At 31.9% G+C, this 24,730-nt stretch carries 24 protein-coding genes; 14 read left to right on the top strand and 10 right to left on the bottom strand.

Annotation, left to right across the window (positions count from 1 at the left end; translation table 11 throughout):
* Positions 1-532 precede the first annotated feature (532 nt).
* The gene (locus OD917_RS21945) at positions 533-1,216 is read right to left on the bottom strand and encodes a DUF4294 domain-containing protein (protein WP_263525516.1); all 684 of its coding nucleotides are present in this window, start codon (positions 1,214-1,216) and stop codon (positions 533-535) included.
* 81 nt (positions 1,217-1,297) lie between these two features.
* On the opposite strand from OD917_RS21945, the gene OD917_RS21940 reads away from it, so the two are divergent.
* The 6 genes from OD917_RS21940 to OD917_RS21915 all read left to right on the top strand — a co-directional run bounded on the left by OD917_RS21940 (position 1,298) and on the right by OD917_RS21915 (position 10,022).
* Positions 1,298-2,386 (top strand): M42 family metallopeptidase, encoded by a 1,089-nt coding sequence (locus tag OD917_RS21940; RefSeq protein ID WP_263525515.1) that lies wholly within the window; start codon positions 1,298-1,300, stop codon positions 2,384-2,386.
* Between the two features lie 64 nt (positions 2,387-2,450).
* Positions 2,451-3,131, top strand: coding sequence for a response regulator transcription factor (locus tag OD917_RS21935; RefSeq protein ID WP_263525514.1), 681 nt, complete (start codon positions 2,451-2,453; stop codon positions 3,129-3,131).
* The gene (locus tag OD917_RS21930) at positions 3,128-4,489 is read left to right on the top strand and encodes a sensor histidine kinase (RefSeq protein WP_263525513.1); all 1,362 of its coding nucleotides are present in this window, start codon (positions 3,128-3,130) and stop codon (positions 4,487-4,489) included. Before OD917_RS21935 ends, OD917_RS21930 begins: the two co-directional genes overlap by 4 nt.
* 84 nt (positions 4,490-4,573) lie before the next feature.
* Positions 4,574-5,821, top strand: coding sequence for a TolC family protein (locus OD917_RS21925; RefSeq protein WP_263525512.1), 1,248 nt, complete (start codon positions 4,574-4,576; stop codon positions 5,819-5,821).
* A 13-nt stretch (positions 5,822-5,834) separates the two neighbouring features.
* The gene (locus OD917_RS21920) at positions 5,835-6,920 is read left to right on the top strand and encodes an efflux RND transporter periplasmic adaptor subunit (RefSeq protein ID WP_263525511.1); all 1,086 of its coding nucleotides are present in this window, start codon (positions 5,835-5,837) and stop codon (positions 6,918-6,920) included.
* Positions 6,921-6,923: 3 nt separating this feature from the next.
* Positions 6,924-10,022 carry an efflux RND transporter permease subunit gene (locus tag OD917_RS21915; protein ID WP_263525510.1) on the top strand — a complete coding sequence of 1,033 codons (3,099 nt, stop codon included), beginning with the start codon at positions 6,924-6,926 and terminating at the stop codon, positions 10,020-10,022.
* A gap of 165 nt (positions 10,023-10,187) precedes the next feature.
* On the opposite strand, the gene OD917_RS21910 is transcribed toward OD917_RS21915, so the two are convergent.
* Positions 10,188-10,568: an ankyrin repeat domain-containing protein gene (locus tag OD917_RS21910; RefSeq protein WP_263525509.1), complete on the bottom strand. Its 381-nt coding sequence runs from the start codon at positions 10,566-10,568 to the stop codon at positions 10,188-10,190.
* 388 nt (positions 10,569-10,956) lie between these two features.
* On the opposite strand from OD917_RS21910, the gene OD917_RS21905 reads away from it, so the two are divergent.
* The gene (locus tag OD917_RS21905) at positions 10,957-11,493 is read left to right on the top strand and encodes an SRPBCC family protein (RefSeq protein ID WP_263525508.1); all 537 of its coding nucleotides are present in this window, start codon (positions 10,957-10,959) and stop codon (positions 11,491-11,493) included.
* Positions 11,494-11,554: 61 nt separating this feature from the next.
* Here OD917_RS21905 and OD917_RS21900 read toward each other — a convergent pair whose 3' ends face one another.
* The 7 genes from OD917_RS21900 to OD917_RS21870 all read right to left on the bottom strand — a co-directional run bounded on the left by OD917_RS21900 (position 11,555) and on the right by OD917_RS21870 (position 17,531).
* The gene (locus OD917_RS21900; protein ID WP_263525507.1) at positions 11,555-11,950 is read right to left on the bottom strand and encodes an ankyrin repeat domain-containing protein; all 396 of its coding nucleotides are present in this window, start codon (positions 11,948-11,950) and stop codon (positions 11,555-11,557) included.
* A 143-nt stretch (positions 11,951-12,093) separates the two neighbouring features.
* The gene (locus OD917_RS21895) at positions 12,094-13,227 is read right to left on the bottom strand and encodes a glycoside hydrolase family 26 protein (protein WP_263525506.1); all 1,134 of its coding nucleotides are present in this window, start codon (positions 13,225-13,227) and stop codon (positions 12,094-12,096) included.
* Positions 13,228-13,258: 31 nt separating this feature from the next.
* Entirely contained in the window at positions 13,259-14,212 is a 954-nt protein-coding gene (locus tag OD917_RS21890) for a phosphoribosylaminoimidazolesuccinocarboxamide synthase (RefSeq protein WP_198858113.1), read from the bottom strand.
* A gap of 89 nt (positions 14,213-14,301) precedes the next feature.
* On the bottom strand, positions 14,302-14,895 hold the full coding sequence (locus OD917_RS21885) for a hypothetical protein (RefSeq protein ID WP_263525505.1): 594 nt from the start codon (positions 14,893-14,895) through the stop codon (positions 14,302-14,304).
* A gap of 112 nt (positions 14,896-15,007) precedes the next feature.
* A complete protein-coding gene (locus OD917_RS21880; protein WP_263525504.1) occupies positions 15,008-15,838 on the bottom strand; it encodes a Cof-type HAD-IIB family hydrolase in 831 nt (276 codons plus the stop codon).
* Positions 15,839-15,978: 140 nt separating this feature from the next.
* Positions 15,979-16,440 (bottom strand): DUF6985 domain-containing protein, encoded by a 462-nt coding sequence (locus OD917_RS21875; RefSeq protein WP_263525503.1) that lies wholly within the window; start codon positions 16,438-16,440, stop codon positions 15,979-15,981.
* Between the two features lie 140 nt (positions 16,441-16,580).
* Positions 16,581-17,531 carry a PhoH family protein gene (locus tag OD917_RS21870; protein WP_111283008.1) on the bottom strand — a complete coding sequence of 317 codons (951 nt, stop codon included), beginning with the start codon at positions 17,529-17,531 and terminating at the stop codon, positions 16,581-16,583.
* Positions 17,532-17,792: 261 nt separating this feature from the next.
* Here OD917_RS21870 and OD917_RS21865 point away from each other — a divergent pair, with 261 nt between their 5' ends.
* The 7 genes from OD917_RS21865 (at position 17,793) to OD917_RS21835 (ending at position 24,353) form a co-directional block, all read left to right on the top strand.
* A complete protein-coding gene (locus OD917_RS21865; RefSeq protein ID WP_111283010.1) occupies positions 17,793-18,620 on the top strand; it encodes an S-adenosyl-l-methionine hydroxide adenosyltransferase family protein in 828 nt (275 codons plus the stop codon).
* Positions 18,621-18,659: 39 nt separating this feature from the next.
* Positions 18,660-19,202, top strand: a complete 543-nt coding sequence (locus OD917_RS21860) for a hypothetical protein (RefSeq protein ID WP_263525502.1) — start codon at positions 18,660-18,662, stop codon at positions 19,200-19,202.
* Between the two features lie 114 nt (positions 19,203-19,316).
* Positions 19,317-19,613, top strand: coding sequence for a putative quinol monooxygenase (locus tag OD917_RS21855; protein WP_263525501.1), 297 nt, complete (start codon positions 19,317-19,319; stop codon positions 19,611-19,613).
* Between the two features lie 78 nt (positions 19,614-19,691).
* Positions 19,692-20,417 carry a gliding motility-associated ABC transporter permease subunit GldF gene (gldF, locus tag OD917_RS21850; protein WP_111283016.1) on the top strand — a complete coding sequence of 242 codons (726 nt, stop codon included), beginning with the start codon at positions 19,692-19,694 and terminating at the stop codon, positions 20,415-20,417.
* The gene (gene gldG, locus OD917_RS21845) at positions 20,417-22,102 is read left to right on the top strand and encodes a gliding motility-associated ABC transporter substrate-binding protein GldG (RefSeq protein WP_263525500.1); all 1,686 of its coding nucleotides are present in this window, start codon (positions 20,417-20,419) and stop codon (positions 22,100-22,102) included. Before gldF ends, gldG begins: the two co-directional genes overlap by 1 nt.
* Positions 22,103-22,209: 107 nt before the next feature.
* Entirely contained in the window at positions 22,210-23,328 is a 1,119-nt protein-coding gene (gene dnaN, locus OD917_RS21840; protein ID WP_111283020.1) for a DNA polymerase III subunit beta, read from the top strand.
* A 395-nt stretch (positions 23,329-23,723) separates the two neighbouring features.
* On the top strand, positions 23,724-24,353 hold the full coding sequence (locus OD917_RS21835; RefSeq protein ID WP_263525499.1) for a DsbA family protein: 630 nt from the start codon (positions 23,724-23,726) through the stop codon (positions 24,351-24,353).
* Between the two features lie 87 nt (positions 24,354-24,440).
* Here OD917_RS21835 and OD917_RS21830 read toward each other — a convergent pair whose 3' ends face one another.
* The gene (locus OD917_RS21830; RefSeq protein WP_262510489.1) at positions 24,441-24,572 is read right to left on the bottom strand and encodes a hypothetical protein; all 132 of its coding nucleotides are present in this window, start codon (positions 24,570-24,572) and stop codon (positions 24,441-24,443) included.
* Between the last annotated feature and the right edge of the window lie 158 nt (positions 24,573-24,730).

The following is a 24,730-nucleotide window of genomic DNA, read 5'->3' as shown; positions in this document are numbered from 1 at the left end:
GAAAATTTCTTTTCTCAAATTTGATAAAGCTGCCGGAATGTCTAAGAGCGTTTTTCGCTGTTGCGGGTGCAAAAGTAGTGCCTTTTTCCGGTTATCCAAGCTTTTTTCCAAACTATTTCCATTCTTTTTTCAGATTATTTCTTAACCTTCTGATAACAGACGGTTTACATTTTGAGCTTTCTTGAATGTTTGTGAGTTTTTTCTCTGTTCAACTGCGGTTTTCTTGTTTTACAACGGTTTTGCTTTCTTAATTTTGCGGAGTTTTTAGCTTTTCCGCGTCTTTTTATATGATTCTCTAGCATTTTAACGGCGCCTTTCAGCCTAAAAGCTTCCTCTAGCAACCGACGCCCTAGCCCCGATAGGAGCGGAAATCCTTTTTATGGCGGGGTTCGCCATAAAAAGATTGCAGCGGATAGCGGGATTAAGCTCCTGAAAAAACATTATACGCAAATCATACTTATATATATGTATACAAAAAATAAACCCGACATGTTTTTAAAACATGTCGGGTTATACTATAATATATGTAGAATTATTTCTTGCTTAAATCTTTTGCTCTTTGTTGCCATTTCTCTGATAAATTATCATAATTTACAGGATTTGCTGGTTTTTGATTTATGAGTCGGCCAGATTCAAATGCTCTAACTAAAATTGTTTCTATTAAATAGTCTTCATTTACATCGTATGGTTTGTATTCTTCTTTCAAACTAATATCAAACAAATTGGCAGTTGTATTTGAAACAAAGGCTTTGAATCCGCTTTTTAATGTTTTTATTAGTTCGTAAGTTGTGATTCCTGTTTGGCGATGAATTAACTTAACTAATATCTGCCCTTGTTTTCTGGATAGCTTTTTAAGTCTTTCTTCAAATTCATTATTTAAATAATCTTCAACGATTTTAAAATACTTCTTTTTTTCACGACTTGTTTTTAAACGTGCCATTCCGTTATTCAGAGCTGTTAATCTCTCAGCAGCCAATTTTGCGTATGGATATACTTTATAAACTCTATTCTGAAGAATTTGAAATTGTTTCATTTCTTCTGGGCTCATCTTCTGCCCTTTTGAAATGATTATTTCAGGTAGCTGAATAGTATCCCCTAAAATAGAATCTTTTTCAGTTAACATGTATCCCATTTGTTCATTCTCTTTTGGAGTGACTTGAGCTTTAGAAGAAAAGGAAACAAACAGTACAAATAAAACAAAGGTGGTTAATCTCATGGAATCATAATTTAAATGTAAAATTATATATTTATACACAACTCTAATACCAAATTTATATTTTAGCAGAAAAATATTTTTATGAGTACAAATTCTATCTTGAAAGATACTTCTATAGCATTCTTAGAAAGCTACCTAAATAACGCTTCTCCTACTGGTTACGAAAGTGAAGGGCAAAAACTTTGGATGAATTATTTAAAACCTTATGTTGACACTTTTATCACGGATACTTACGGAACAGCCGTTGGTGTAATCAATCCTGATGCTCCTTATAAAGTTGTCATTGAAGGTCACGCCGACGAAATTTCATGGTACGTAAATTATATTACTGAAGACGGTTTAATATATGTTATTCGAAATGGAGGATCTGATCATCAAATTGCTCCTTCGAAAAGAGTTAACATTCATACTAAAAACGGAATTGTAAAAGGTGTTTTCGGATGGCCAGCCATTCACACTCGATTAAGAGATAAAGAAGAAATTCCAAAATTGAGTAATATCTTTATTGATTTGGGTTGCGAGAATAAAGAGCAAGTTGAAGCTTTAGGCGTTCATGTTGGATGTGTGATTACTTATCCGGATGAATTTATGATTTTGAACGAGAATAAATTTGTTTGCCGTGCAATTGATAATAGAATGGGCGGTTTTATGATTGCTGAAGTTGCTCGTTTATTAAAAGAAAACAATAAAGAACTTCCTTTTGGTTTGTACATTGTAAATTCTGTTCAGGAAGAGATTGGTCTTCGCGGAGCTGAAATGATTGCGCATAGAATTAAGCCAAATGTTGCTATTGTTACAGATGTTTGTCACGATACCACTACGCCAATGATTGATAAAAAAGTAGAAGGCGACTTAAAAATGGGTAAAGGACCTGTTATTGGTTATTCGCCAGCTATTCAAAATAAATTACGTGATTTGATTGTAAATACCGCAGAAGATAATAAAATTCCTTTTCAAAGACACGCTACATCTCGTGCTACAGGTACAGATACAGATGCTTTTGCATACAGTAACGGCGGTGTACCATCTGCATTAATTTCTCTTCCTCTTCGTTACATGCATACAACTGTAGAAATGGTTCATAGAGATGATGTAGAAAATGTGATTCAGCTTATTTACGAATCTCTGCTGAAAATTGAAAACAACGAGACTTTTTCTTATTTCAAATAAGACATATCTTTAATGTAAATCTGGTCTTAATTTTATTCGACCAGATTTACAAATAAAAACTAACATGAAAATATTACTACTCGAAGACGATTTTACTTTATCTAAAGAAATCTCAGCATTCTTTTCTTCTAAAGAATTTGAGTGTACTCCTTATTATGATGGCACTTTTTTACTCAAAAAGTATTTTCCATATGAATACGATTTAATCATTCTTGATATAAATGTTCCTGGAATAAACGGTATTGAAGTTTGCAAAGGCATTCGCGAAATCGATAAAAAAACGCCCATTATTATGCTTACTGCTTTTAGCGAAATTGAAGATAAATTATCTTCTTTTGACAGCGGCGCCGATGATTATTTAGTAAAACCATTTCACTTTGATGAATTATACGCTCGAGTACAATCGCTTTTGAGAAGAAAAGAAGTGCCACAGCAAATTGAAAATAAAATAACCATTAAAGATTTAGAGATTTTTGAAGAGGAAATGAAAGTTTATAGATCTGGCGAAGAAATTAAACTGACTCCAAAAGAATTTAAACTGATTCTTATTCTTGCGCATGCTAAAGGAAAAGTGTTATCTAAACAATTTATTGCCGAAAAACTTTGGGATTATCATATAGAAACCAATCAGAATACTATTGAGGTTTATATTAACTTTTTGAGAAAAAAGATCGATAAAGATCATGAAACGAAACTTATTCGTACCAAAGTGGGATATGGATATTATTTAAGCGATCAGGAATGACATTAAAAAATCGAATATCACTTTTAGTTAGTTTGCTTTTTACCATCCTTTTTGGTTTAGCATCTACTGTGATATTTATTTTATATTCTAATTATCGAAAAGAAGAATTTCGTGATCGTTTAGAAATCAAAGCTTTATCTAATATTAAATTGTTGGTCAACGTAAAACAAGTTGACAATCAGCTTTTAAAAATCATTGATCAAAATTCTATTAATAAATTGTATGATGAGAAGACTTTAGTTTTTGATTCTAATTACAAACTTATTTACAGCAGTATTGATGATGCCAAAATTAATTGGTCTGTTGATGATTTAAAATATTTAAAGAAAAACAAAACGTTTTTTAAACAGCAAGGCGATTACGAAGTCTATGGCGTTTTTTACGACACTAATGATAAAGATTTTTATGCCTTAATATCGGCTACAGATGATTACGGAAAAAAGAAATTGCTTTTTTTACGTTACACCTTAATTATATCTTACATTTTTTTTACTTGCGTATGTTGGGTTATTACTTCATTTACGGTTAGAAAATTGATGAATCCGTTAAATGATTTTCATCAAAAAATAAAAAACATAAACGAAAATAATCTTGATACCCGAATCGAATCTAAAAGCAGTAAAAATGAAATTGATCTGATTGCAGATGAATTCAATTTTATGATGGATCGAATTGAAATTTCGTATCAAAAACAAAAGGAATTTACTGCTCATGCCTCTCACGAATTGAGAACTCCGCTTTCGCGAATGACTTCGCAAATTGAAAATGCTGTGGCAGATCCTGATATTCAACCAAAAAACAAATCTTTCTTAAACGGAATATTGAGCGATGTGAATCATTTAAGCGAATTGATTCATTCTCTTCTTATTCTTTCTAAAATTGACAATAAAAGAACCGAAACTCACGAAACCCAACGAATTGACGAAATCTTATTTTCATCAATTGAAAAGATAAATAAAGCTTTTCCAGATTTTGTTATTCTTTTTGAAATTGAAGAAAGTGATGATCTTGATACTGCTTTGGAAATACAAGGAAATAAAAATCTTCTAGAAATCGCTTTAACAAATGTTCTAAAAAATGCTTGTATTTATTCTGACAATAAACAGGCAAAAGTTAAAATAAGCACTGATCATTATCATTTAATTGTATCGGTTTCGAATACTGGAAATACATTAAGCGAAGAGGAACAAAAAAATCTTTTTCAACCTTTTATGCGTGGACAAAATGCTAAAGGAACTTCAGGTTTTGGGCTTGGTTTAAGAATTGTTCAAAGAATATTGACCTTGCACAAAGCAAACATAATTTACTCAATACCAAATATTAACACGAATTTATTTCAGTTATTTTTCAATTTGTAAACTTTTTTAAGCTATTTTTAAGGTAGATTTTAAGGTCTCTTAAAGCCTGTTGATAGCATATTTGTACAAATTAAAAATGATACAATGAAAAAGTTATTCGCACTGCTGTTATTTGCACTTCTCAATCAAGCCGCAATAGCTCAAAAAACAGTTACTCTTCAAGACTGTGAAACTCAATTTTTAAAAAAGAATTTATTTTTACTGGCATCTCAATATAATATTGATGCCTCAAAAGCCCTAACCATTCAAGCTCGTATTTGGGATAATCCTACGATTTCGGCAGAATTAAATGCCTATAATCCAGAACGAGATAAGTTTTTCGATATAGGTAAAGAAGGTCAGAAAGTCTTTGCGATCGAGCAGCTTATTTATCTTGGCGGAAAAAAACGAAACGAAGTAAAACTAGCGCAAGCAAACGAAAAATTAGCAGAACTTCAGTTTAATGATTTACTACGAACTCTAAAATTTCAATTGCGAAAAAGTTTTTTCACTGTTTATTACAACTCCAAAAATCTTGAAAACACAGACAAGCAGCTGGCTCACATTGAAAACCTAATTAATTCGTATTCTATTCAGGCTCAAAAAGGAAATATTCCGCTTAAAGATGTTGTTCGTCTACAGTCATTGTATCTTAATTTTAAAAACGAACGTCTAGAAGTAATAAACGATAATATTGAAGAGCAGGCTAACTTGAAACTTTTAATGAATGAAACTGAAAATGTAATTCCTCAAGTTAGTAAAGATGACTCTGATAAATATTTAAAAGTTATTGATTTTGATCTAAAAGGTTTTGAAGAACAAGCAATAGCAAATCGTCCAGATTATTTAGCCAAACAAAAAGAAATTGATGCTAACGAATTGAATGTAAGATGGCAAAAATCGCTTTCTGTTCCCGATATCACGTTTGGAGCAAATTATGATCAGCGAAGCGGTGCTTTTAATCGTGAAGCAAATGTAAGCGTTGGAATTCCGTTACCACTTTGGAACAAAAACAAAGGAAATATCAAATATGCGCAAACGATTCTTGAGCAGTCAAAAATTGAAAAACAAAATTTCGAATTACAACTGCAAACAGAAATTACTTCTGCATGGACTAAATGGGATGAATCTAGACAAAATTATTCTGTTATTAAACCTACTGTAAATTCTGATTTTGAAGCCGTTTACAACGGAATGCTGACGAACTTTCAAAAACGAAATGTGAGTCTTCTAGAATTTACCGATTTTATGGAAAGCTACAATCAAGCGATAATTCAGCTAAACGAATTGAAGAAAAAAGTCGTAATAGCTGGCGAAGAATTAAACAGTACGATCAACAAAGATTTATTTTAAAAAAATTATAGAAATGAAACATATATTATTCTTAGGAATCGCAATTGTAAGCCTATCTCTGACAAGCTGCAAAAAAGAAGTTGAAAATCCTGAAACAAATACTTCTTTTGTTTTAAGTAACGATATGCTAAAAACTACCACAACAGCAAACGCAGAAATGCAACCGCTAAAAAATGAGTTAAGTTTTTACGGAAAAATTACTGCTGATAACAATAAAATGATCGACGTTTATCCGTTAGTTGGCGGAAATGTTATGAAAGTAAATGTCGAACTTGGCGATTACGTTAAAAAAGGACAAGTTCTAGCAACGATAAAAAGTACCGATGTTGCTGATTTTGAAAAACAATCAATTGATGCTAAAAGTGATTTATTGGTTGCTAAAAACAATTTGAAAGTCGCTCAAGAATTATTCGACGGAAAATTAAATTCTGAAAGTGATGTTCTTCAAGCAAAATCTGAGGTTAATAAAGCACAATCTCAATTGAGTAAAATTCAGGAAACATACAAAATCTACAATATTAAAGCGGGTTCAATCTACGAAGTAACAGCGCCAATTAGTGGCTTTATTATTCAAAAAAGCATTAATCAAGATATGCTTTTAAGAAATGACCGTTCTGAAAACATTTTTGACATTGCAGAAATCAGTGAAGTTTGGGCAATGGCAAATATTAATGAAATTGATATTAATAAAGTAAAACTTGGAACTGCCGCTGCCGTGACAACTTTAAGTTATCCTGACAAAACTTTTAATGGAAAAGTAGATAAAATTTACAATGTGATTGATCCTGAAACAAAAGCAATGCAGGCAAGAATCAAATTGAACAATCCTGATTATCTGCTTAAACCAGATATGAATGCCAATATTAAATTGTCTTTTAATGAAAATCAAAATATGATAGCCGTACCAAGTAAAGCGATTGTGTTTGATAAAAGTAAAAACTTTGTTGTCGTTTTTAAAGATCGCAACAATATCGAAACCAGACAGGTTGAAGTGTATAGAGTTGTTGGAGACACAACTTATATCTCTAGCGGATTAAAAGAAAACGAGAAAGTAATCACAAACAATCAGCTGTTTATTTATGGTGCTTTAAATAATTAAGACATGAACAAATTCATAAAAAATATCATTGCTTTTTCTCTAAAGAATAAAGCATTTACCTTCTTTTGGGTTGGATTATTGGCTGTTGCGGGATTTATTTCTTTCAAAAATATGCCTATTGACGCTTTTCCAGATGTTACCAATACTCAGATTATCATTATCACACAGTGGAACGGGAAAAGTGCCGAAGAAGTAGAACGTTTTGTAACGTCTCCAATTGAAATCTCGATGAACTCTGTTCAGAAAAAAACCAGCGTTAGAAGCATTACTATGTTTGGTTTATCGGTTATAAAAATCATTTTTGATGATGGCGTAGATGATACTTTTGCCCGTTTTCAGGTAAACAATCTTCTTAAAAACGTTTCGCTTCCTGATGATGTTGAACCAGACGTTCAGCCACCTTACGGACCAACTGGTGAAATTTTCAGATATATTGTAAAAAGTAAAAGCAGAGATAGTAGAGAATTATTGACATACCAAAACTGGGTGATTGATAAACAATTGCGTTCTCTTCCTGGTGTTGCAGATTTAAACGTTTTTGGAGGACAAACTAAAACTTACGAAGTTGGAGTTGACCCTATAAAATTGGCAAAATATAATATTACACCGTTACAAGTTTATAACGCGGTAAATGCAGGAAACTTAAATGTAGGTGGTGATGTTATTGAGAAAAACGGACAAGCTTTTGTTGTTCGTGGTGTAGGTTTATTAAAGTCTAAAGAAGACATTGGAAATATTATTGTAGACGATGCTGGAGGAAATCCGATTTTGGTTAAAAATCTAGCAGAAGTTTACGAAAGTTCAATGCCAAGAGTTGGACAAACTGGTTTAGGAGATAACGACGATGCTGTAGAAGGAATTGTTGTGATGCGAAAAGGAGAAAATCCGCAGGAAACTTTGGCTTTAATTAAAGCGAAAATTCAAGACTTAAACGAAAATGTTCTTCCAAAAGACATTAAAATAGAGACTTTTTACGACCGTGATAATTTGATGAATTTCACAACCGAAACCGTAATGCACAATTTATTTGAAGGTATTATCTTGGTTACTGTTGTCGTATTTCTTTTTATGGCCGATTGGAGAACCACTTTTACAGTTTCGATTGTAATTCCGCTTTCTTTACTATTTGCCTTTTTATGTTTGAAAATGATGGGAATGAGCGCCAACTTATTAAGTTTAGGTGCAGTCGATTTCGGAATTATCATTGATGGTGCCGTCGTAATGGTCGAAGGATTATTTGTCGTCTTAGATCATCGAGCGCATCAATTGGGAATGGAAAAATTTAATAAAATTGCCAAAGGAAGCTTGATCAAGAAAACAGGAACAGAAATGGGTAAAGCCATCTTTTTCTCAAAATTGATAATTATAACAGCTTTACTTCCAATTTTCTCATTCCAGAAAGTAGAAGGAAAAATGTTCTCTCCCCTAGCCTTTACATTAGGTTTTGCCTTACTTGGAGCATTAATTTTTACTTTAACTTTGGTTCCGGTTCTTTCCCATATTTTATTAAATGAAAATGTAAAAGAGAAACATAATCCGTTTGTGAATTTCTGGGATCGAATTGTTTCTAAAGGATTTGCTTGGACCTTTAAACATAAAATTCAAACTTTAATTGCTTCTACAGGATTATTGGCTGCGGTTTTCTTTTCTGCTGGTTTCTTAGGAACAGAATTTTTACCGCAATTAAATGAAGGAGCTTTATGGGTAACGGCAGAATTACCAATGAGTACTTCGCTTCCCGAAAGTGTTAAGACGGCAGCAATGATTAGAAAAGACTTAGAAACTTTTCCTGAAGTGAAAAAAGTGTTGTCTCAAACTGGTCGTAGTAACGATGGAACAGATCCAAACGGTTTTGGATTCATCCAGCTTCAGGTTGATTTATTGCCAAAAGCAGAATGGAAACGTAAGATTTCGATGGATGAATTAATCAATGAAATGGATAATAAACTGAAAGTTCATCAAGGAATTACATATAATTATTCGCAACCCGTAATTGATAACGTTGCAGAATCTGTTGCTGGTTTTAAAGCTTCGAATGCGGTGAAAATTTACGGAGATGATTTGAATAAATTGGATCAACTTGCCAATGAAGTTTTAGCTCAAATTAAAGATATTCCAGGTATAAAAGATGCGGGAATTCTACGAAATGTAGGTCAGCCAGAAATTAGCGTAATATTAGATCGTGAAAAAATGGCCGCTTACGGCGTAACATTAAGCGATGCTCAAGCAGTTTTAGAATTGGCTGTTGGAGGAAAAACAGCAACTGAAAAATATGAAGATGAAAAGAAATTTGATGTTCGAGTTCGTTTTTCTAAAGAATACAGAAAAGATGAAAAAGATTTAGAAGAAATTAAAGTACCAACAATTAGTGGTGTAAAAATTCCTTTAAAAGAAATCTGCGACATTAAAACAATTACTGGTCCAGCGTTCATTTACAGAGATAATACAAAACGTTTTATCGGAGTAAAATTCTCTGTTCGAGATCGTGATTTAGGAAGTACAATTGCAGAAGCGCAAGCAAAAGTAAATAAATTGAAGCTTCCTACAGGATACACAACAGGTTGGACAGGAGAATTTGAAAATCAAGTTCGTGCAAGTGCGCGTCTAGCTCAGGTTGTACCAATCAGTTTAATTGGAATTTTTGTTCTTTTATTTATTTTATTTGGAAACTTTAAAGATTCTCTTCTTGTTTTAGCCAATGTTCCGTTTGCTATTATTGGTGGAATTATCGCACTGCACCTTACAGGAATGAATTTTGGAATTTCTGCTGGAGTTGGTTTTATTGCTCTTTTGGGAATTTGTATTCAAAACGGAGTTATTCTAATATCCGAATTTCATCATAATTTGAAGGCGAAGTTTACGCTCGAAGAATCCATATTTATGGGAGTAAAAGCAAGAACAAGAGCCGTAGTAATGACTGCATTAATGGCATCGATCGGATTAATGCCTGCAGCAATTTCTACAGGAATTGGTTCAGAATCACAAAAACCACTTGCTATAGTAATTATTGGAGGTTTAATGACTGCGACTGTTTTAACATTACTTGTGTTCCCGATATTATTCTGGGTTTTCAATAGAAAAAAACATGAGCCAATTGAATAATAATTTATATTTTTTAGTTTTAAATCAATTTGTTGGGATTTAAAAAAGGAAAGGCATCATTCTAGTAATGGTGCTTTTTTTATTTTAAGTTCTTTCGTTATAAAGCAAAAAAAATGACCTTTTGCTCAGAAAGGTCATTTTACTAACTCAAAACTTTTTAAACTGTTATTTCAAATCTTTCAAAAGCGCAATTGCTTCTAAAGCGTTTGATCCTTCTGCATATTTCAATGCAGTATAACCTTTTTCATTTTTTATTTTTGGATTTGCTCCATTTGCCAATAAAACTTTAATGATTTCATGTTTATTGTAAAGTGCTGCGATCATTAAAGGAGTAAAGTCTTCAGACATTTGGTTTACATCTGAACCGTATTCAATAAATTTTTTAACGGTTTCAAGATCTCCTTTACTAATAGCAACATTTAAAGGAGTTCCTACATAAGTTGTAAGCTCAACTTGATTTTTTACAGTTGAAACTTCATTTGAAGCCATTGCTACATTACCAAATGTTATCAAGGCTAGTCCTAAATAAATAACTGATTTTTTCATAATGATTGATGTTTGTTAAATGATTGATGATGATTTTAATTTGATGATGTAAAAGTAATTTATTTTATTGTATTATGTATTACAAAGTACCATGTTTTAACTAATTCTTAACAGTTACTTAATAAAACGGAAATTGAAAGACCTTAACATTATCAAATCATTGATTTTACTATAATAGACTACTAAAAAGAAAAAACGTTACAATAAATCTGATATTTTTTACTCCATTTATTTAAAAAATCTAATATCAACTTCAAACCAGGAGCATTTTTTTTTAAATTTACTATACAATTACATATTCAAAAAAGTATCGAACTATCTATTTTACTGGTAAATACTCTTCTTTTCGAATAAATTATCTCAAAATAATAACCTTAAAACTAAAGCTATGATATTTATTAAAAGAATTCTCGTCATTCTAATTTTACTTATTTCGATTGTTTTAATAGTTGCTTATTTTATGCCAAAGGAATATGCCGTCGAAAGAGAAATTACAATCAACAAGCCCGCAGATAGTATTTTTAAATATGTTAGATCTCTTAAAAACCAAAATGAATTTAGTGTTTGGGCCAATATGGATCCGAAAATGAAAGTAAATTACAAAGGAATTGACGGAAATGTTGGTTCTATTTCTTCATGGGAAAGCAATGTCAAAGAAGTTGGTGTTGGCGAACAAGAAATTACAAAAATAACAGAAGGGCGACGTCTAGACTTTGCACTTCGTTTTAAAAAACCAATGGAAGATACTGCTGTAGGATTTATGTCTACCGAACCTCTTTCCCAAAATCAGACAAAAGTAAAATGGGGAATCAGCGGTGTAATCCCTTATCCAACAAATATCATGCTTCCGATGCTTAAAATGGATCAAATGATTGGAAATGATCTACAGAAAGGCTTGGAAAATCTAAAAGATAAAATGGAATAACATCTTAAAATGATAAAAAAGAAAGCGCAATTCAAAATATGAATTGCGCTTTCTTTTTTATTTATTCTTTCTTCGATCCTTCTTTTATTTTCTTCAAAATAGCAATTGATTCAGTAGATTTTGCATACTCTGCATAATCTAAAGCCGTAAAACCATGAGAGTTTTCTATTGATGGATTTGCTTTATGAAGAAGCAAAAAATTTATAATTTCAAATTGATTAAATCGCGCCGCAACCATTAAAGGCGTCATATTATTAACCTTTTTATTGATATCCGTTCCGTATAATACAAATTTTTTCACAGCTTCAAAATCGCCTTTACTAATCGCGAGATGGAATGGCGATTTTCCATAAATTGAAAACTCAACTTGATTTTTAATTTTTAAATTACTGCTTGACGCTGCTAATTCACTTGAAAAAATTAAAAGTGCTCCTAAAATAATTACAGTTTTTTTCATGATGATTGTTTGTTAAATGATTGATGATGATGATTTTCTATTTAGACGACTTAAAAGTTATTTAGGTTGCATGGATTAATAAAAAAAATAAAAAAGCGCAATTTGATTTACCAAATTGCGCTTTCTAATTAGTTTATAACAAACTATATTTTGAAATTTTTGCTGTAAATATTTTTTAAATCTTTTTCAAACAAAGTAAAAGGATCATCATAGAATTTTATAAAGTCTTTTTCGCTTGCTTGTCTAGGAAAAGGTGCATAATAATGCGTTGGACTTGTAGTATCATTTCGCCATACTAAAACATAAGCCAATTCTAAATTTTCAGATTTCAGCGTTTTAAGCAGAACTTCTGTCCACCAATTTTCATTTGGAATTGATTCTAATCCCGTTTCTGTAAATGCAGCTAGTTTTTTCTTTTTGATAGCCAAATCAGAAAATATTTTAAGTTTTTTTAAGCCGGCATCTAGATCATATTTTCCATCTCTTCCAAAATCTCCGTAATCGTCCATCCCTAGCATATCTACGAATTCATCTCCTGGATAACGTTCTAAATATTCTTCTTCTGAATTGAATCGATTATCTGGAGAAAATGCATAAATAAAATTATGAACCCCTAAAGTGTCTTTTAAATAAGAAACCGTAAACTGCCAAACCGCTATGAAATCTTCTCGAGAAGTATGTGCTTTTCCCCACCAAAACCATTCTCCATCAAATTCATGAAAAGGTCTGAAAATCATTGGAGAAAGTTTTCCATCTTTCGCTTTTACAGAATGTGCAAAATCGGCAATGGTTTTTAAAATTTCCTTGTATTCTTCATGATGAGAACCACCAGGTTTTATCATAGATATTGAAGCTGCTGAAACTCCCTCTTTCCAATAAAATCCTCCATCAGAAACTGGATTATTAAAATGCCATGAAACAGTTGTAATTCCACCTCTTTCATAAGTATCAATCACATTCTGTCTTAAAACTTCTTTTGTTTTCTCAATTTGGTCTTTAGAGCGTCCTGAAAAATCACTAAAATCAATCCCGACAACAGCTGGATGCGAACCCGTAACCAATTTTACATCTGAGCGATTAGGCTCATTGCTCCATCCGTGTCCGTACTCCAATGCATGCTGATGTCCAAAAAGAATATGCTTTTTGGAAATAGTTTTAAGATTCTGATATAAGTATTTGGTTTCTTTTGTCGCATTTTTATCAATTTGCGCATAAAGAAAATGCCCTGCTGTAAAACATACAAATAACAGGGCATTTTTTTTCGTTATAAATTTCATGGTTTAAATAGTTAGTTTAAACCCAAAATTATTATTTTGAAGAAAGGTAATCTAATACATTTTTCTCAATACGTTGATCAATATTGTCAATATCAGCTTTTACAAATTTCTCTCCTAAAATATTTTCATACAATTCGATATATCTTTCAGAAACTGACTCAATATATTCATCTGTCATATTTGGAATTTGCTGTCCATCTTTGCCTTGAAAACCATTTTCGATTAACCAACGACGAACAAACTCTTTAGACAATTGTTTTTGCTCCTCTCCTTTTTCTTGTCTTTCAGCATAACCGTCAGCGTAGAAATAACGAGAAGAATCTGGTGTGTGTATTTCGTCAATTAAAACAATAACACCATCTTTTGTTTTTCCGAACTCATATTTGGTATCCACTAAAATCAATCCGCGTTTTGCAGCGATTTCAGTTCCTCTTTGAAATAAAGCGCGAGTATATTTTTCTAAAACTAGATAGTCTTCTTCAGAAACAATTCCTTTTGCTAAGATATCTTCACGAGAAATATCTTCATCATGAGAACCATTATCTGCTTTTGTAGTTGGCGTAATAATTGGTTCTGGAAATTTATCGTTTTCCTTTAAACCTTCTGCCATAGTAACACCGCAGATTTGTTTTCTTCCAGCAGCATATTCGCGCGCTGCGTGCCCAGAAAGATAACCACGAATTACCATTTCTACTTTAAAAGGATCACATAAATGTCCAACAGCAACGTTTGGATCTGGAGTCGCAATCAGCCAGTTTGGAACGATATCTTGCGTCAATTCCATAAATTTTGTTGCAATCTGATTTAAGATTTGTCCTTTATACGGAATTCCTTTTGGCAAAACTACATCAAAAGCCGAAAGTCTATCTGTTGCCACCATTACTAAAAGTTCATCATTAATATTATAAACTTCTCTAACTTTTCCGCGGTAAACTGATTTCTGATTCGGGAAATTAAAATCTGTAGTTGTGATTGTATTGCTCATTATCTTAGTTGTGTTGTTTTTTTATGAAGGCAAATTTAAAACTATTTGGCAGAGCAAACAAAGAAAATATTGCTTCAATTTTATGCGAATTATTTATAGCTTAAAATTCCTTTACCAAAAGATTTTATTGACTCGTCTAAACTAGAAAGTGTTGTTTCTGTCAATTTTTTAAAATCTCCTGACTTTACAATTAAAATTTGCCCTTCATTATGGGCAGGTGCGGTAGGTATGAAAATTACAGCATTTCCAGTTTCATCTTCTTCAATTAAATGTGCCGGCTGCCAGAAATCTCCATTTTTAAATAGAATTGGCAAATCTGTTATGGGCTTTGGCTCCTTATTTCTTTTCAACAATTTTTCTTCTGCTTCTTTTTTATTCTTTTCATAACCAGGCAAAAAAATCATCAGTTTCTCATCTACCCAATTGGTAAATCGTCTTAAAAGTGCTAAACGCATTAAAAAACCACTTAGATAAATTAAAACCAACAAAATAATTCCGCCTACAATATCGGTCGCATACTTTCCTAATACTAGATCTAAGCGAAGAAAATGTGCAAACTTTTCTCCGTAATTCTGAAAGAACTTCCATACTTTTTCCAATAAAACGAAAAAAACTAAAAGTGGCAATAGAACCAAAGCTCCCGACACACAATTACGTTCGGCTTGAAGTAAAAATCTTTTCATGGTTAAATAATTTAAGGTTAAAAAAATAAGAGCTAACTCTCTGTGAATTAGCTCTTATAAAAATAACTATTATTTGTTATTCAGCGACAAGCTGAATATAAAACATTCTAAATTAAGTTGTTGCAAATTCTTTATCTAAAATTTTAGATGCAATATATCTTGCCACTCCATCTTCTGCATTGGTTTGAATTACTTCTAGATCTGGTAGTTCATTTTTCAATGAAGCTGGTGCATTTCCCATAATTAATCCTTTTCCAGAAACAGAAAGCATTTGAACATCATTAAATCCATCTCCAAAAGAAACTGCTTCTTTCAAAGTAAAACCTTCTTTTTCTAAGACTTTTTCTATCGAAACTGCTTTGTCAATAGATTTGTCCATAAACTCTAAACAAGTTGGCAAACTAAATGCATGATGCAGATGTTCTGAAGAATTGGCTAAAATTTCATCTTTCAACTTCACTAATTTCTCATGATCTGGACAAGAAAAGAAAATCTTTATTGCCGCAAAATCATCGAGTTTCTTATAATCTACTAATTCTGGATGATATTTTAATTCTTCTTGAAAAGCATTAAGTCTTTCATTCCATTTATTGGTTTGCCATACATTTTCTTTAAATAAGACTACTGTAATTTCAGGATCGATTTCTACATCTAACGCAGCTTTAACCACATTACTGTCTAAGTTGAATGAAAAAAGTTCTTCTTTATTTGGCGAATGAATTCTAGCTCCATTAGAACTCACTAAATAAACAGGAATTTGCAGTTTCTCTATAATTCCCATTGCATCAAGATGATGACGTCCTGTAGCTACAACAATCAAATAACCTTGATTGTGAAGTTCTTGAAAAATTGATTTAGTATAATCTGAAATTCTGTGTTGTGGGTTGAGTAAAGTTCCGTCAAGATCACTTACTACAACTTTTATATTTTTAAGTTTTGTCATAATTATCAAATATGATGATTGCAAATTTAAGCTTTTAAGCTCGTTAAGACAAAGATTACAAGCTTTGAACACTAAAAATGAGCTAAGTTTATTATTTATTTAACTATTCCCTTAAATTCTTGACATCAGTTTCATCGCTTTTAATCATCATAAGCTCCATCTTGACCACTTACTCTAATCAAAGACAAACCTTCCTTAAAAACTAACTGCAAACCATGTTCTATTTCCCATTCGCATTCACAAGAAACATATAAAAAATAATTTCCTTCTTCATTGGAAACAATAATTATTTCAGATGGGTAAACAAATTGCCAAATATCCTCAATAGTATTAATTCTAAGATCCTCAGTATACCCATACAATAAAGTTTGATCATAATAATCGTAGACCATTTTCGAATTTTTAAATCTCTCCGATGTATCCAATTTTAAAAAGTTTTCTAATACTCGATCAGCTTTAATTAAATATTCTGCATACATAGCTTCAACAAATCCTATTTTCAACTGTTGGTTACTAAAGTATGGTATTGCAAAAGGTTCACTTTCGAAATAATCAGGATCATAGTTTAAAGGTTTCAGTTTTCCAGCAATTTTTGATTCCATTAAATATCTTTTCTTTGATTCTTTACTATATTAATAAAAAATATTCGTTTTGCACCTTTATATAAAACGTGCAAAACGAATACTAATAAATGCTAAAATACAATTTACGATTTACATTTAACATTTAACTAAAATTATTATTAATCGTGATTTTCGATTTGTTTGTAAGCATCGATTACCTTTTTAACCAATCTGTGACGCACGATATCTTTATCATCCAGATAAATAATTCCGATACCTTCTATATCTTTCAAAACCAAAATTGCCTCTTTAAGACCAGAAATAGTTCTTCTTGGTAAATCGACCTGTCCAGGATCACCTGTAATCATAAATTTTGCGTTTTTTCCCATACGAGTCAAAAACATTTTCATTTGTGAGTGCGTAGTGTTTTGTGCTTCATCAAGGATTACGAAAGCATTATCAAGCGTACGTCCACGCATGAAAGCAAGTGGCGCAATCTGAATAATTCCTTTTAAAATGTAATCTTCGAGTTTTTCATTCGGAAGCATATCTCGCAGCGCATCGTACAATGGTTGCATATAAGGATCCAGTTTTTCTTTCATGTCCCCTGGAAGAAACCCGAGATTTTCTCCAGCTTCAACCGCTGGACGCGTTAGAATGATCCTTTTTACTTCTTTATCTTTTAGCATTTTAACCGCCATAGCAACACCGGTATATGTTTTTCCGGTTCCAGCAGGACCAATAGCAAAGACCATATCGTTTTTCTTAATCGTATCAACCAGCAATTGCTGATTTGGCGTCATTGCTTTGATAATCTTACCGCCAACACCATGAACTAAGATTTTATCATGATCGTAAGATCTTTTTTCTTCTTGACCATCACTCATTATTACACGTTCAATTACATTGTCATCAATATTATTATAACGCGTAAAATGAAGCATTAATCTTTGAAATCTCTTTTCGAATTCGTCTAAAACTTCTTTTTCGCCAAATGCTTTTAAAGTTGTCCCTCGTGCTACGATTTTAAGCTTTGGGTAATACTTTTTAATGATTTCTAAATGGCTATCCTGTGCGCCCCAAAACTCTTTTGGAGCAATATCTACTAGCTCGATTATTCTTTCGTTCAAATGAAGTAGTTTTAAATTAAAAATTCCTTTTAATATTTTAGTGGTTGTCGGGTCTTTTTTATAGTTGCAGTACTCAGTCGCAGTTTCAGTTTTACAAAATAAACTTAAATCGGTGTTTCTGAATATTGTAACAGGCAAATACTTTTCAAAACACAATTTGTCTTTTCTTTCTTTCAATTTGTGTTTACTATTATTAGCTTTGCATTTCTCAAATTTAATGAAAATTAGATTTAAATACTATCAATAGTTATAAACAAAAATATGTCAATAATTACCCTTACTACAGACTACGGCTTAAAAGATCACTTTGTGGGGTCGCTGAAGGGTAAAATACTTTCTGAAAATCCAGAGGTTCAAATCATTGACATTTCTCACGACATTGATCCCTTTAATACTGCCGAGGCAAGTTACATTATTGGTGCTTCTTATTTAAGTTTTCCAAAAGGAACGGTGCATCTTATAGGTGTCGATATTGAGCGCAATAAAGAGAACCAGCATATTGCTATGCAATGGAACGATCACTATTTTATTTGTGCTGATAATGGAATCTTGAGTATGCTTACGCAGAAAATCGTTCCGCAGAAAATTGTTGCTATTAATATTCATGATCGTTTTCCGATAGAATCGACAGATTTGGATATTTTCATTCAAGTTGCTTCGCATTTATCAAAAGGTGGTTTACTGAATGTTATTGGAAAAGAGATTTCATCTATTAAAGAAGCTACAGAATTACAAGCTCTTGTGGCCGATGACGGAAATTCTATAAAAGGCAATATCATTTATATTGATCATTTTGGAAATGTGGTTACAAATATTTCTAAAAAACAATTCTTAGAAATTTCACGCGGACGTCCTTATGAAATCGTGATGAAACCAAAAAGCATCAAGACAATTCTGCCAAATTATTCGGCAATTGCAACTTCAGACAAATATCCTATTAAAACCTACGAAGGAGAAAAACTGGCTATTTTTAATGAAGCTGGATTCCTTGAAATTGCTATTTTTAGAAGTAATCCTTCTAAAGTGGGTTCTGCAAATAGTTTGTTAGGATTGAATTACCGTGATGTCATTACGATTAAGTTTTCTTAGTTTTTAAAATAAAATCATTTCACTTCAATAAGAAATCTCATGACGAAAATCAAAGATGTAAATCAAGGTGATCTTTTAACATTCGTAAATGCAAATAACTATTACAACATTATTCTTTGCACAAATACAAATAAAACGATAAGTCCTCATAATTATACTTTTTGTCTTCTAGATTATAATGATATACAAAAGCCAACTATAGAAAAGATTAAAAGTCTCAACTTTTTTGGAGTGGGAAATATGACTAAAACCAATCGTTATAACTATTCTGAGGAAGATTTAAAAAATATGTGGGAATGTCATCCTGAAATCAAACCATGCCTTCTGGGAACATATAGTCTTATCATCTGGAGAAAAGATTTTATGAAATTTCGTGACAATTTAGAATTCATTAGCAATCTTGACATTCTTCCAGATCTAAATAAAAATGGAAACGGCGCAGTTAATGCGAGTAGCTGGGGCTTCTTAAAAGAGTTTTTTAATGATAAAATCATTACTATAATGAATGAAAGAAATCAGGAAAAATTCAAATTAAAAGCCATAATAAAATCCAATCAATCAAATGCAAACTATTTTTTATAGAACAAGTGCAATTTTTAGAAAAACAACAATCAAATTTGGTATTTTTGCGCACTTGTAAGACTTTAGACAATTCCAAAAATCTAAAATCAACAATCTAAATTCTAAAATAATAACATGTTTGTCCGAATAGTAAAAATGAGTTTTCACGAGGAAAAAATTCCTGATTTTCTAGAGAATTTTGAATCTGTGAAAGAGAAAATACGAAATGCAGAAGGAAATCGTTTTTTAGAATTGTATCAGGACAAAAATGATAAATGTATCTTTTTCACTTATAGTTATTGGGAAACTGAAGAAGATTTGGAAAAATACAGAAATTCTGAACTTTTTAATACCGTTTGGAATTTTACAAAAAAATTATTCAACGCAAAACCAGAAGCTTGGAGCGTTGATAAATTGGTGAGCTTAAATTAGTTTTCAGTCACAGTCGCAGTTTGCAGTGTGGCCAGAACAAATCAACGATTAAACAAACAAAACGAATAAACCTTATACATGAAATCAATCATTTTAAGAGAAATAAAATCCTTTTTTGGCTCTCCAATTGGCTATTTGGTCATTGCGATATTCTTAATCAGCAACGGACTCTTTTTATGGGTTTTCGAAGGGGATTATAATATATTAAATACAGGTTACGCCGATTTAACTCCGTTTTTCACATTAGCGCCTTGGATTTTAATTTTCTTGATTCCAGCCGTAACCATGAGAAGCTTCTCAGATGAAAAAAAGCAAGGAACTTTAGAGTTATTATTAACTAAACCGTTATCCATTTGGGAAATCGTAAATGGTAAATTCTTCGGTTCGTTTTTGCTAATTATTTTAGCCATTATTCCAACCTTGATTTATGTAAAAGTAATTTCAGATTTAGGTTCGCCAGAAGGAAACCTTGATATGGGAAGCACAATTGGTTCTTATTTCGGATTATTGTTTTTAATTGCTTCTTATTCAGCAATCGGAATCTTCACTTCTACCCTTTCAGAAAATCAGATTGTGGCTTTTATTATTGCCGTTTTTTTATGCTTTTTCTTTTATTTTGGTTTTGAAGGTTTAAGTTCTCTAATTCCAGGTTCAAACGGATTAATTTCAGCTTTAGGAATGCAAAATCACTTTAAAAGCATGAGCCGTGGCGTAATTGATACTCGCGACATTATTTACTTTTTGAGCATTGCAATCGCTTTCTTGTCTTTTACTGTTTACCAATTAAAATCTTTTAAAGCCTAATGAAATCATCTACAAAACATAATTTAAAGACATTAGGCATCACTATTTTTATTTTAGTTGTTTTAAATGTACTTGGAACAATCTTTTTTCATCGTTTTGATTTAACAAAAGATAAACGCTATACCCTTTCTCCAACTTCATTAGGAATTCTAAAACAAGTTGAAAATCCGCTTTCTATTAAGATTTACATGGAAGGAGATCTTCCAGCAGATTTTAGACGTTTGCAGCAAGAAACCAAACAATTATTAGAGGAGTTTCAAGCTTATAATAAAAATATTGTTTTCGAATTTGTTGACCCATTGGCAAATGAAGATGAAAGCGATGAATTAACAAAATCACTTTTCCAAAAAGGATTAACTCCTATAAATATTACTGTTGACGATAAAGGAAAACAATCTCAAGCGATGGTTTTTCCTTGGGCGATTGCTGTTTACAATAATAAAGAAGTGAATATTCCATTATTGAAAAATATAATGGGCGCTTCGACTACACAAAAAGTAATTGGATCAATTCAGCATTTAGAATATTCTATTGCAGATGCTATTAATAAAGTAACGAAAACCAAACAGAAAAAAGTTGCAATTATTAAAGGAAATGGCGAATTGAAAGAAAGATATATTGCTGGCATGCTGAAGCAGATTCATGAAAGCTATTTAATTGGACCTTTTACATTAGATTCAGTTGCTAAAAATCCGAATGGAACTTTAAACGAGCTTAAGAAATATGATTTAGCCATTATTTCAAAACCAACAGAAAAATTCTCTGACGAAGAAAAAGAAGTTCTGGATCAGTTTATTATGAATGGCGGTAAAACACTTTGGTTAATTGATCAAGTTGCTGCCGACATGGACAGTTTGTACAATGATATGGGCGCGACTTTGGCATATCCGAGAGACTTAAACCTAAACGATATGTTTTTCAAATATGGATTTAGAATTAATCCTGATTTGATTAAAGACGAACAAGGAAGTCCAATAAAACTGGCTACTGGCGAACAAGGAAGCGCAACACAATATCAAGATTTTATATGGAAATTTGCACCACAGGTTTATCCGACAAGCCAGCATCCAATCGTTAAAAATTTGGGTGGAATTAAATTTGATTTTGCAAATCCGATTGATACTTTGAAAAACGGAATCAAGAAAACGGTTTTATTGCAATCCTCTCAATATTCTAAAACAATTGGTTCGCCTGTTGAAGTCAACTTGAATATGGTAACTGAAAAAACAAGTCCGCAGGATTATATTAACAAAGGAAATAAACCGCTTGCTGTTTTACTAGAAGGTTCTTTCCATTCCGCTTTCGAAAATAGAGTTTTACCTTTCAAAGCCAATTCTTTTACAGCACAAGGAAAAGCAAACAAAATGATTGTTGTTGCTGATGGAGATTTAGCTAAAAATCAACTGGACAAAAATGGAATACCAGTTGAATTAGGTTACGACCAAAGAACTGGCCAATTATATGACAACAAAGACTTCATCATGAATTGTATCAATTACCTTCTTGATGACACAGGACTTATTAACATTAGAAGCAAAGATGTTGAGTTGCCGTTATTAGACAAAGAGAAAGTTTATCAAAGCTATACTTTGACTCAATTTATAACTATCGGAGTTCCAATTCTAATTTTATTGATATTCGGACTTGTATTTACTTTCATCAGAAAAAGAAAATACAGCAAATAGATGTTAATAAAAAAATGTAATACTTTGGATAGTTTAAGATATATTTGTAATCCGTATATTTAGCCCCAAATTAGATAAAAAGCTTATCAAAAAATAAAATAAAGCAGATGAAATTTATAGTATCGAGTTCGTACTTATTAAAACAATTACAAGTTTTAGGTAGTGTAATCAATAGCAACAATACGTTGCCAATTTTAGACAACTTTTTGTTTGAACTAAACAATAATGAGTTGACCGTTTCGGCTTCAGATCTTGAAACGACTATGTCGGCTACATTATCGATCGATTCTACAAGCAAAGGAAGCGTAGCAGTTCCTGCTAAACTTTTGCTTGAAATTTTAAAAACTTTCCCAGAGCAGCCGTTAACTTTCACAGTTGAAGATAATAACACCGTAGAAATTAGCTCTAATTCTGGAAAATATGCATTGGCTTATGCTGCAGGAGAAGAATTTCCTAAAGCGGTAAGTCTTGAAGATCCATCTGTAACACTTGTTCCTGCAGAAGTTTTGGCAACTGCAGTAAGTAAAACTATTTTTGCAGCTGGAAACGATGATTTACGTCCGGTAATGTCTGGAGTATTCTTCCAGTTTTCACCAGAAGGATTAATTTTTGTAGCTACAGATGCTCATAAATTAGTAAAATATGCGCGTACAGATGTTAAAGCATCTCAAGTTGCAGATTTCATTATGCCTAAAAAACCTTTAAACATTTTAAAAAGTATTTTAGGAAGCTCTGATGCTGAAGTAAAAATTGAATACAACGATTCAAATGCTACTTTCTCATTTGACAATTATATCTTAATGTGTCGTTTAATCGACGGGAAATATCCGAACTACGAAGCGGTAATTCCAAAAGAAAATCCAAACAAATTAATGATCGACCGTTCTTTATTTTTAAGTTCTGTTCGTCGTGTTGCGATTTTCTCTAACAAAACTACACACCAAATTCGTTTGAAAATTGCTGGAGCTGAATTAAACGTTTCTGCAGAAGACATCGATTACTCAAACAAAGCAGAAGAAAGATTGACTTGTGATTATCAAGGAGATGATTTACAAATTGGTTTCAACTCTCGTTTCTTAACAGAGATGCTGACAAACCTACAATCTGACATGATCATGCTTGAAATGTCATTGCCAAACAGAGCTGGAATTTTAACTCCTGTTGATGGTTTAGAAGAGGGAGAAACAGTTACTATGTTGGTAATGCCTGTAATGTTAAATAGTTAACATTAAAGTTTCTTTCTGTTACAGGGATATTTTTTAGTTTTAAATAAAAGATATATCATTGTAAAAAAAAAGATATCGCTATTAACCAACCATTTTTTATACCTAGAAACCGCAATTCCCATAAAGAGTTGCGGTTTTTTATTTAGGATTATTCTTGTTTCAGGTTTTAGGTTTCAAGTTGATATACTGTGCGTATAATTTTACCGCAAAGTGCGCTAAGATTTTTGCTTAAGATTGTTTTAGAATGCTAAGAACGCAAAGCTTTGTGTTCTTATACTCTTTATAATGACTTTAGAGAAAAGAAAACTTTGTGAACTTTGCGGTAAAAATTATACACAAAGCATATCAATCTGGAACTTGAAACCTGAAACAAATTTTTCCGTATTTTTGTAAATATGAAAATAGAAATTTGGTCGGACATCATGTGTCCGTTTTGTTATATCGGAAAAAGACAACTGGAAACTGCACTTGCGGTATTTCCTAATGATGAATTTGAAATTGAATGGAAAAGCTTTCAACTGGATCCAACAATCACATCTCAGCCAGATATGGACGTTTATACGTTCTTAGCTGAAAGAAAAGGCATGTCGATCGAACAATCTAAAGAAATGCATAAAGGTGTTGCAGAACGCGCTAAAAGTGTTGGTTTAGATTATAACTTCGATAAGGCTGTTATCTCAAATTCTTTAAACGCTCACAGAATTATTCAATTGGCAAAAACCAAAAATATGGGCGACAGAATGGAAGAGATTTTCTTTAAAGCTTATTTTACTGACGGAGAAGATTTAAATAACGGTCTTACTTTAATCAAATTAGGAATTCAAGCTGGTTTAGATGAAAAAGAAATCAGAGAAGTATTAGAAAGCGATACTTTATTCGTAAAAGAAGTTGAGTCAGATATTAAAGAAGCAGGTGAAATTGGCGTACAAGGCGTTCCTTTCTTTGTCTTCGATAGAAAATATGCTGTTTCGGGTGCTCAGCCTGTCGAAACATTTGTAAAAACAATTCAGGAAGTTTTAAAATAAAACTTTAATCTTATAAAACGTAAAAGCGTGCTGTTTAAAGTTAGACAGCACGCTTTTATTATTTAGTCCTTTTAATAAACTAAAAAATTAATGACCAGCTCTACCTTTTGAATCATTCGATTTTGTTGTAGTGCTTTTTCCTCTAGAACCAGAAGTTGATTTTTGAGTTTTTCCAGAATCTTTCATTCCAGATTTCGAATCTTTTCTTGAAGTTTCCATAATGTTATAATTTTTTAAATTATTAATATATACAAAGTTGCAAATTACGTAAGTGCTTATTTTACAGAATTATATTTCAATTTTATAAAATGAGAATTAGATAAGAAAAATCAAGAAACAAATCTTGTAAGATTAAAAGAAAATCCTATAATTTATTT

This window comes from Flavobacterium sp. SH_e (assembly GCF_025717045.1).
GTDB lineage: Bacteria > Bacteroidota > Bacteroidia > Flavobacteriales > Flavobacteriaceae > Flavobacterium.
The sequence above is the reverse complement of the archived record's forward strand: the minus strand, read 5'-3'. Positions and strand labels throughout refer to the sequence as shown.

Bases quoted from the DNA above. Each gene is read 5' to 3' on its own strand.
- OD917_RS21905 (WP_263525508.1), top strand. From the start codon at position 10,957: ATGATATTTATTAAAAGAATTCTCGTCATTCTAATTTTACTTATTTCG.
- OD917_RS21855 (WP_263525501.1), top strand. From the start codon at position 19,317: ATGTTTGTCCGAATAGTAAAAATGAGTTTTCACGAGGAAAAAATTCCT.
- OD917_RS21880 (WP_263525504.1), bottom strand. From the start codon at position 15,838: ATGACAAAACTTAAAAATATAAAAGTTGTAGTAAGTGATCTTGACGGA.
- OD917_RS21860 (WP_263525502.1), top strand. From the start codon at position 18,660: ATGACGAAAATCAAAGATGTAAATCAAGGTGATCTTTTAACATTCGTA.
- OD917_RS21835 (WP_263525499.1), top strand. From the start codon at position 23,724: ATGAAAATAGAAATTTGGTCGGACATCATGTGTCCGTTTTGTTATATC.
- OD917_RS21895 (WP_263525506.1), bottom strand. From the start codon at position 13,227: ATGAAATTTATAACGAAAAAAAATGCCCTGTTATTTGTATGTTTTACA.
- OD917_RS21940 (WP_263525515.1), top strand. From the start codon at position 1,298: ATGAGTACAAATTCTATCTTGAAAGATACTTCTATAGCATTCTTAGAA.
- gldG (WP_263525500.1), top strand. From the start codon at position 20,417: ATGAAATCATCTACAAAACATAATTTAAAGACATTAGGCATCACTATT.
- OD917_RS21945 (WP_263525516.1), bottom strand. From the start codon at position 1,216: ATGAGATTAACCACCTTTGTTTTATTTGTACTGTTTGTTTCCTTTTCT.
- OD917_RS21925 (WP_263525512.1), top strand. From the start codon at position 4,574: ATGAAAAAGTTATTCGCACTGCTGTTATTTGCACTTCTCAATCAAGCC.
- OD917_RS21885 (WP_263525505.1), bottom strand. From the start codon at position 14,895: ATGAAAAGATTTTTACTTCAAGCCGAACGTAATTGTGTGTCGGGAGCT.
- OD917_RS21930 (WP_263525513.1), top strand. From the start codon at position 3,128: ATGACATTAAAAAATCGAATATCACTTTTAGTTAGTTTGCTTTTTACC.
- OD917_RS21915 (WP_263525510.1), top strand. From the start codon at position 6,924: ATGAACAAATTCATAAAAAATATCATTGCTTTTTCTCTAAAGAATAAA.
- OD917_RS21875 (WP_263525503.1), bottom strand. From the start codon at position 16,440: ATGGAATCAAAAATTGCTGGAAAACTGAAACCTTTAAACTATGATCCT.
- dnaN (WP_111283020.1), top strand. From the start codon at position 22,210: ATGAAATTTATAGTATCGAGTTCGTACTTATTAAAACAATTACAAGTT.
- OD917_RS21830 (WP_262510489.1), bottom strand. From the start codon at position 24,572: ATGGAAACTTCAAGAAAAGATTCGAAATCTGGAATGAAAGATTCTGGA.
- gldF (WP_111283016.1), top strand. From the start codon at position 19,692: ATGAAATCAATCATTTTAAGAGAAATAAAATCCTTTTTTGGCTCTCCA.
- OD917_RS21900 (WP_263525507.1), bottom strand. From the start codon at position 11,950: ATGAAAAAAACTGTAATTATTTTAGGAGCACTTTTAATTTTTTCAAGT.
- OD917_RS21890 (WP_198858113.1), bottom strand. From the start codon at position 14,212: ATGAGCAATACAATCACAACTACAGATTTTAATTTCCCGAATCAGAAA.
- OD917_RS21865 (WP_111283010.1), top strand. From the start codon at position 17,793: ATGTCAATAATTACCCTTACTACAGACTACGGCTTAAAAGATCACTTT.
- OD917_RS21920 (WP_263525511.1), top strand. From the start codon at position 5,835: ATGAAACATATATTATTCTTAGGAATCGCAATTGTAAGCCTATCTCTG.
- OD917_RS21910 (WP_263525509.1), bottom strand. From the start codon at position 10,568: ATGAAAAAATCAGTTATTTATTTAGGACTAGCCTTGATAACATTTGGT.
- OD917_RS21935 (WP_263525514.1), top strand. From the start codon at position 2,451: ATGAAAATATTACTACTCGAAGACGATTTTACTTTATCTAAAGAAATC.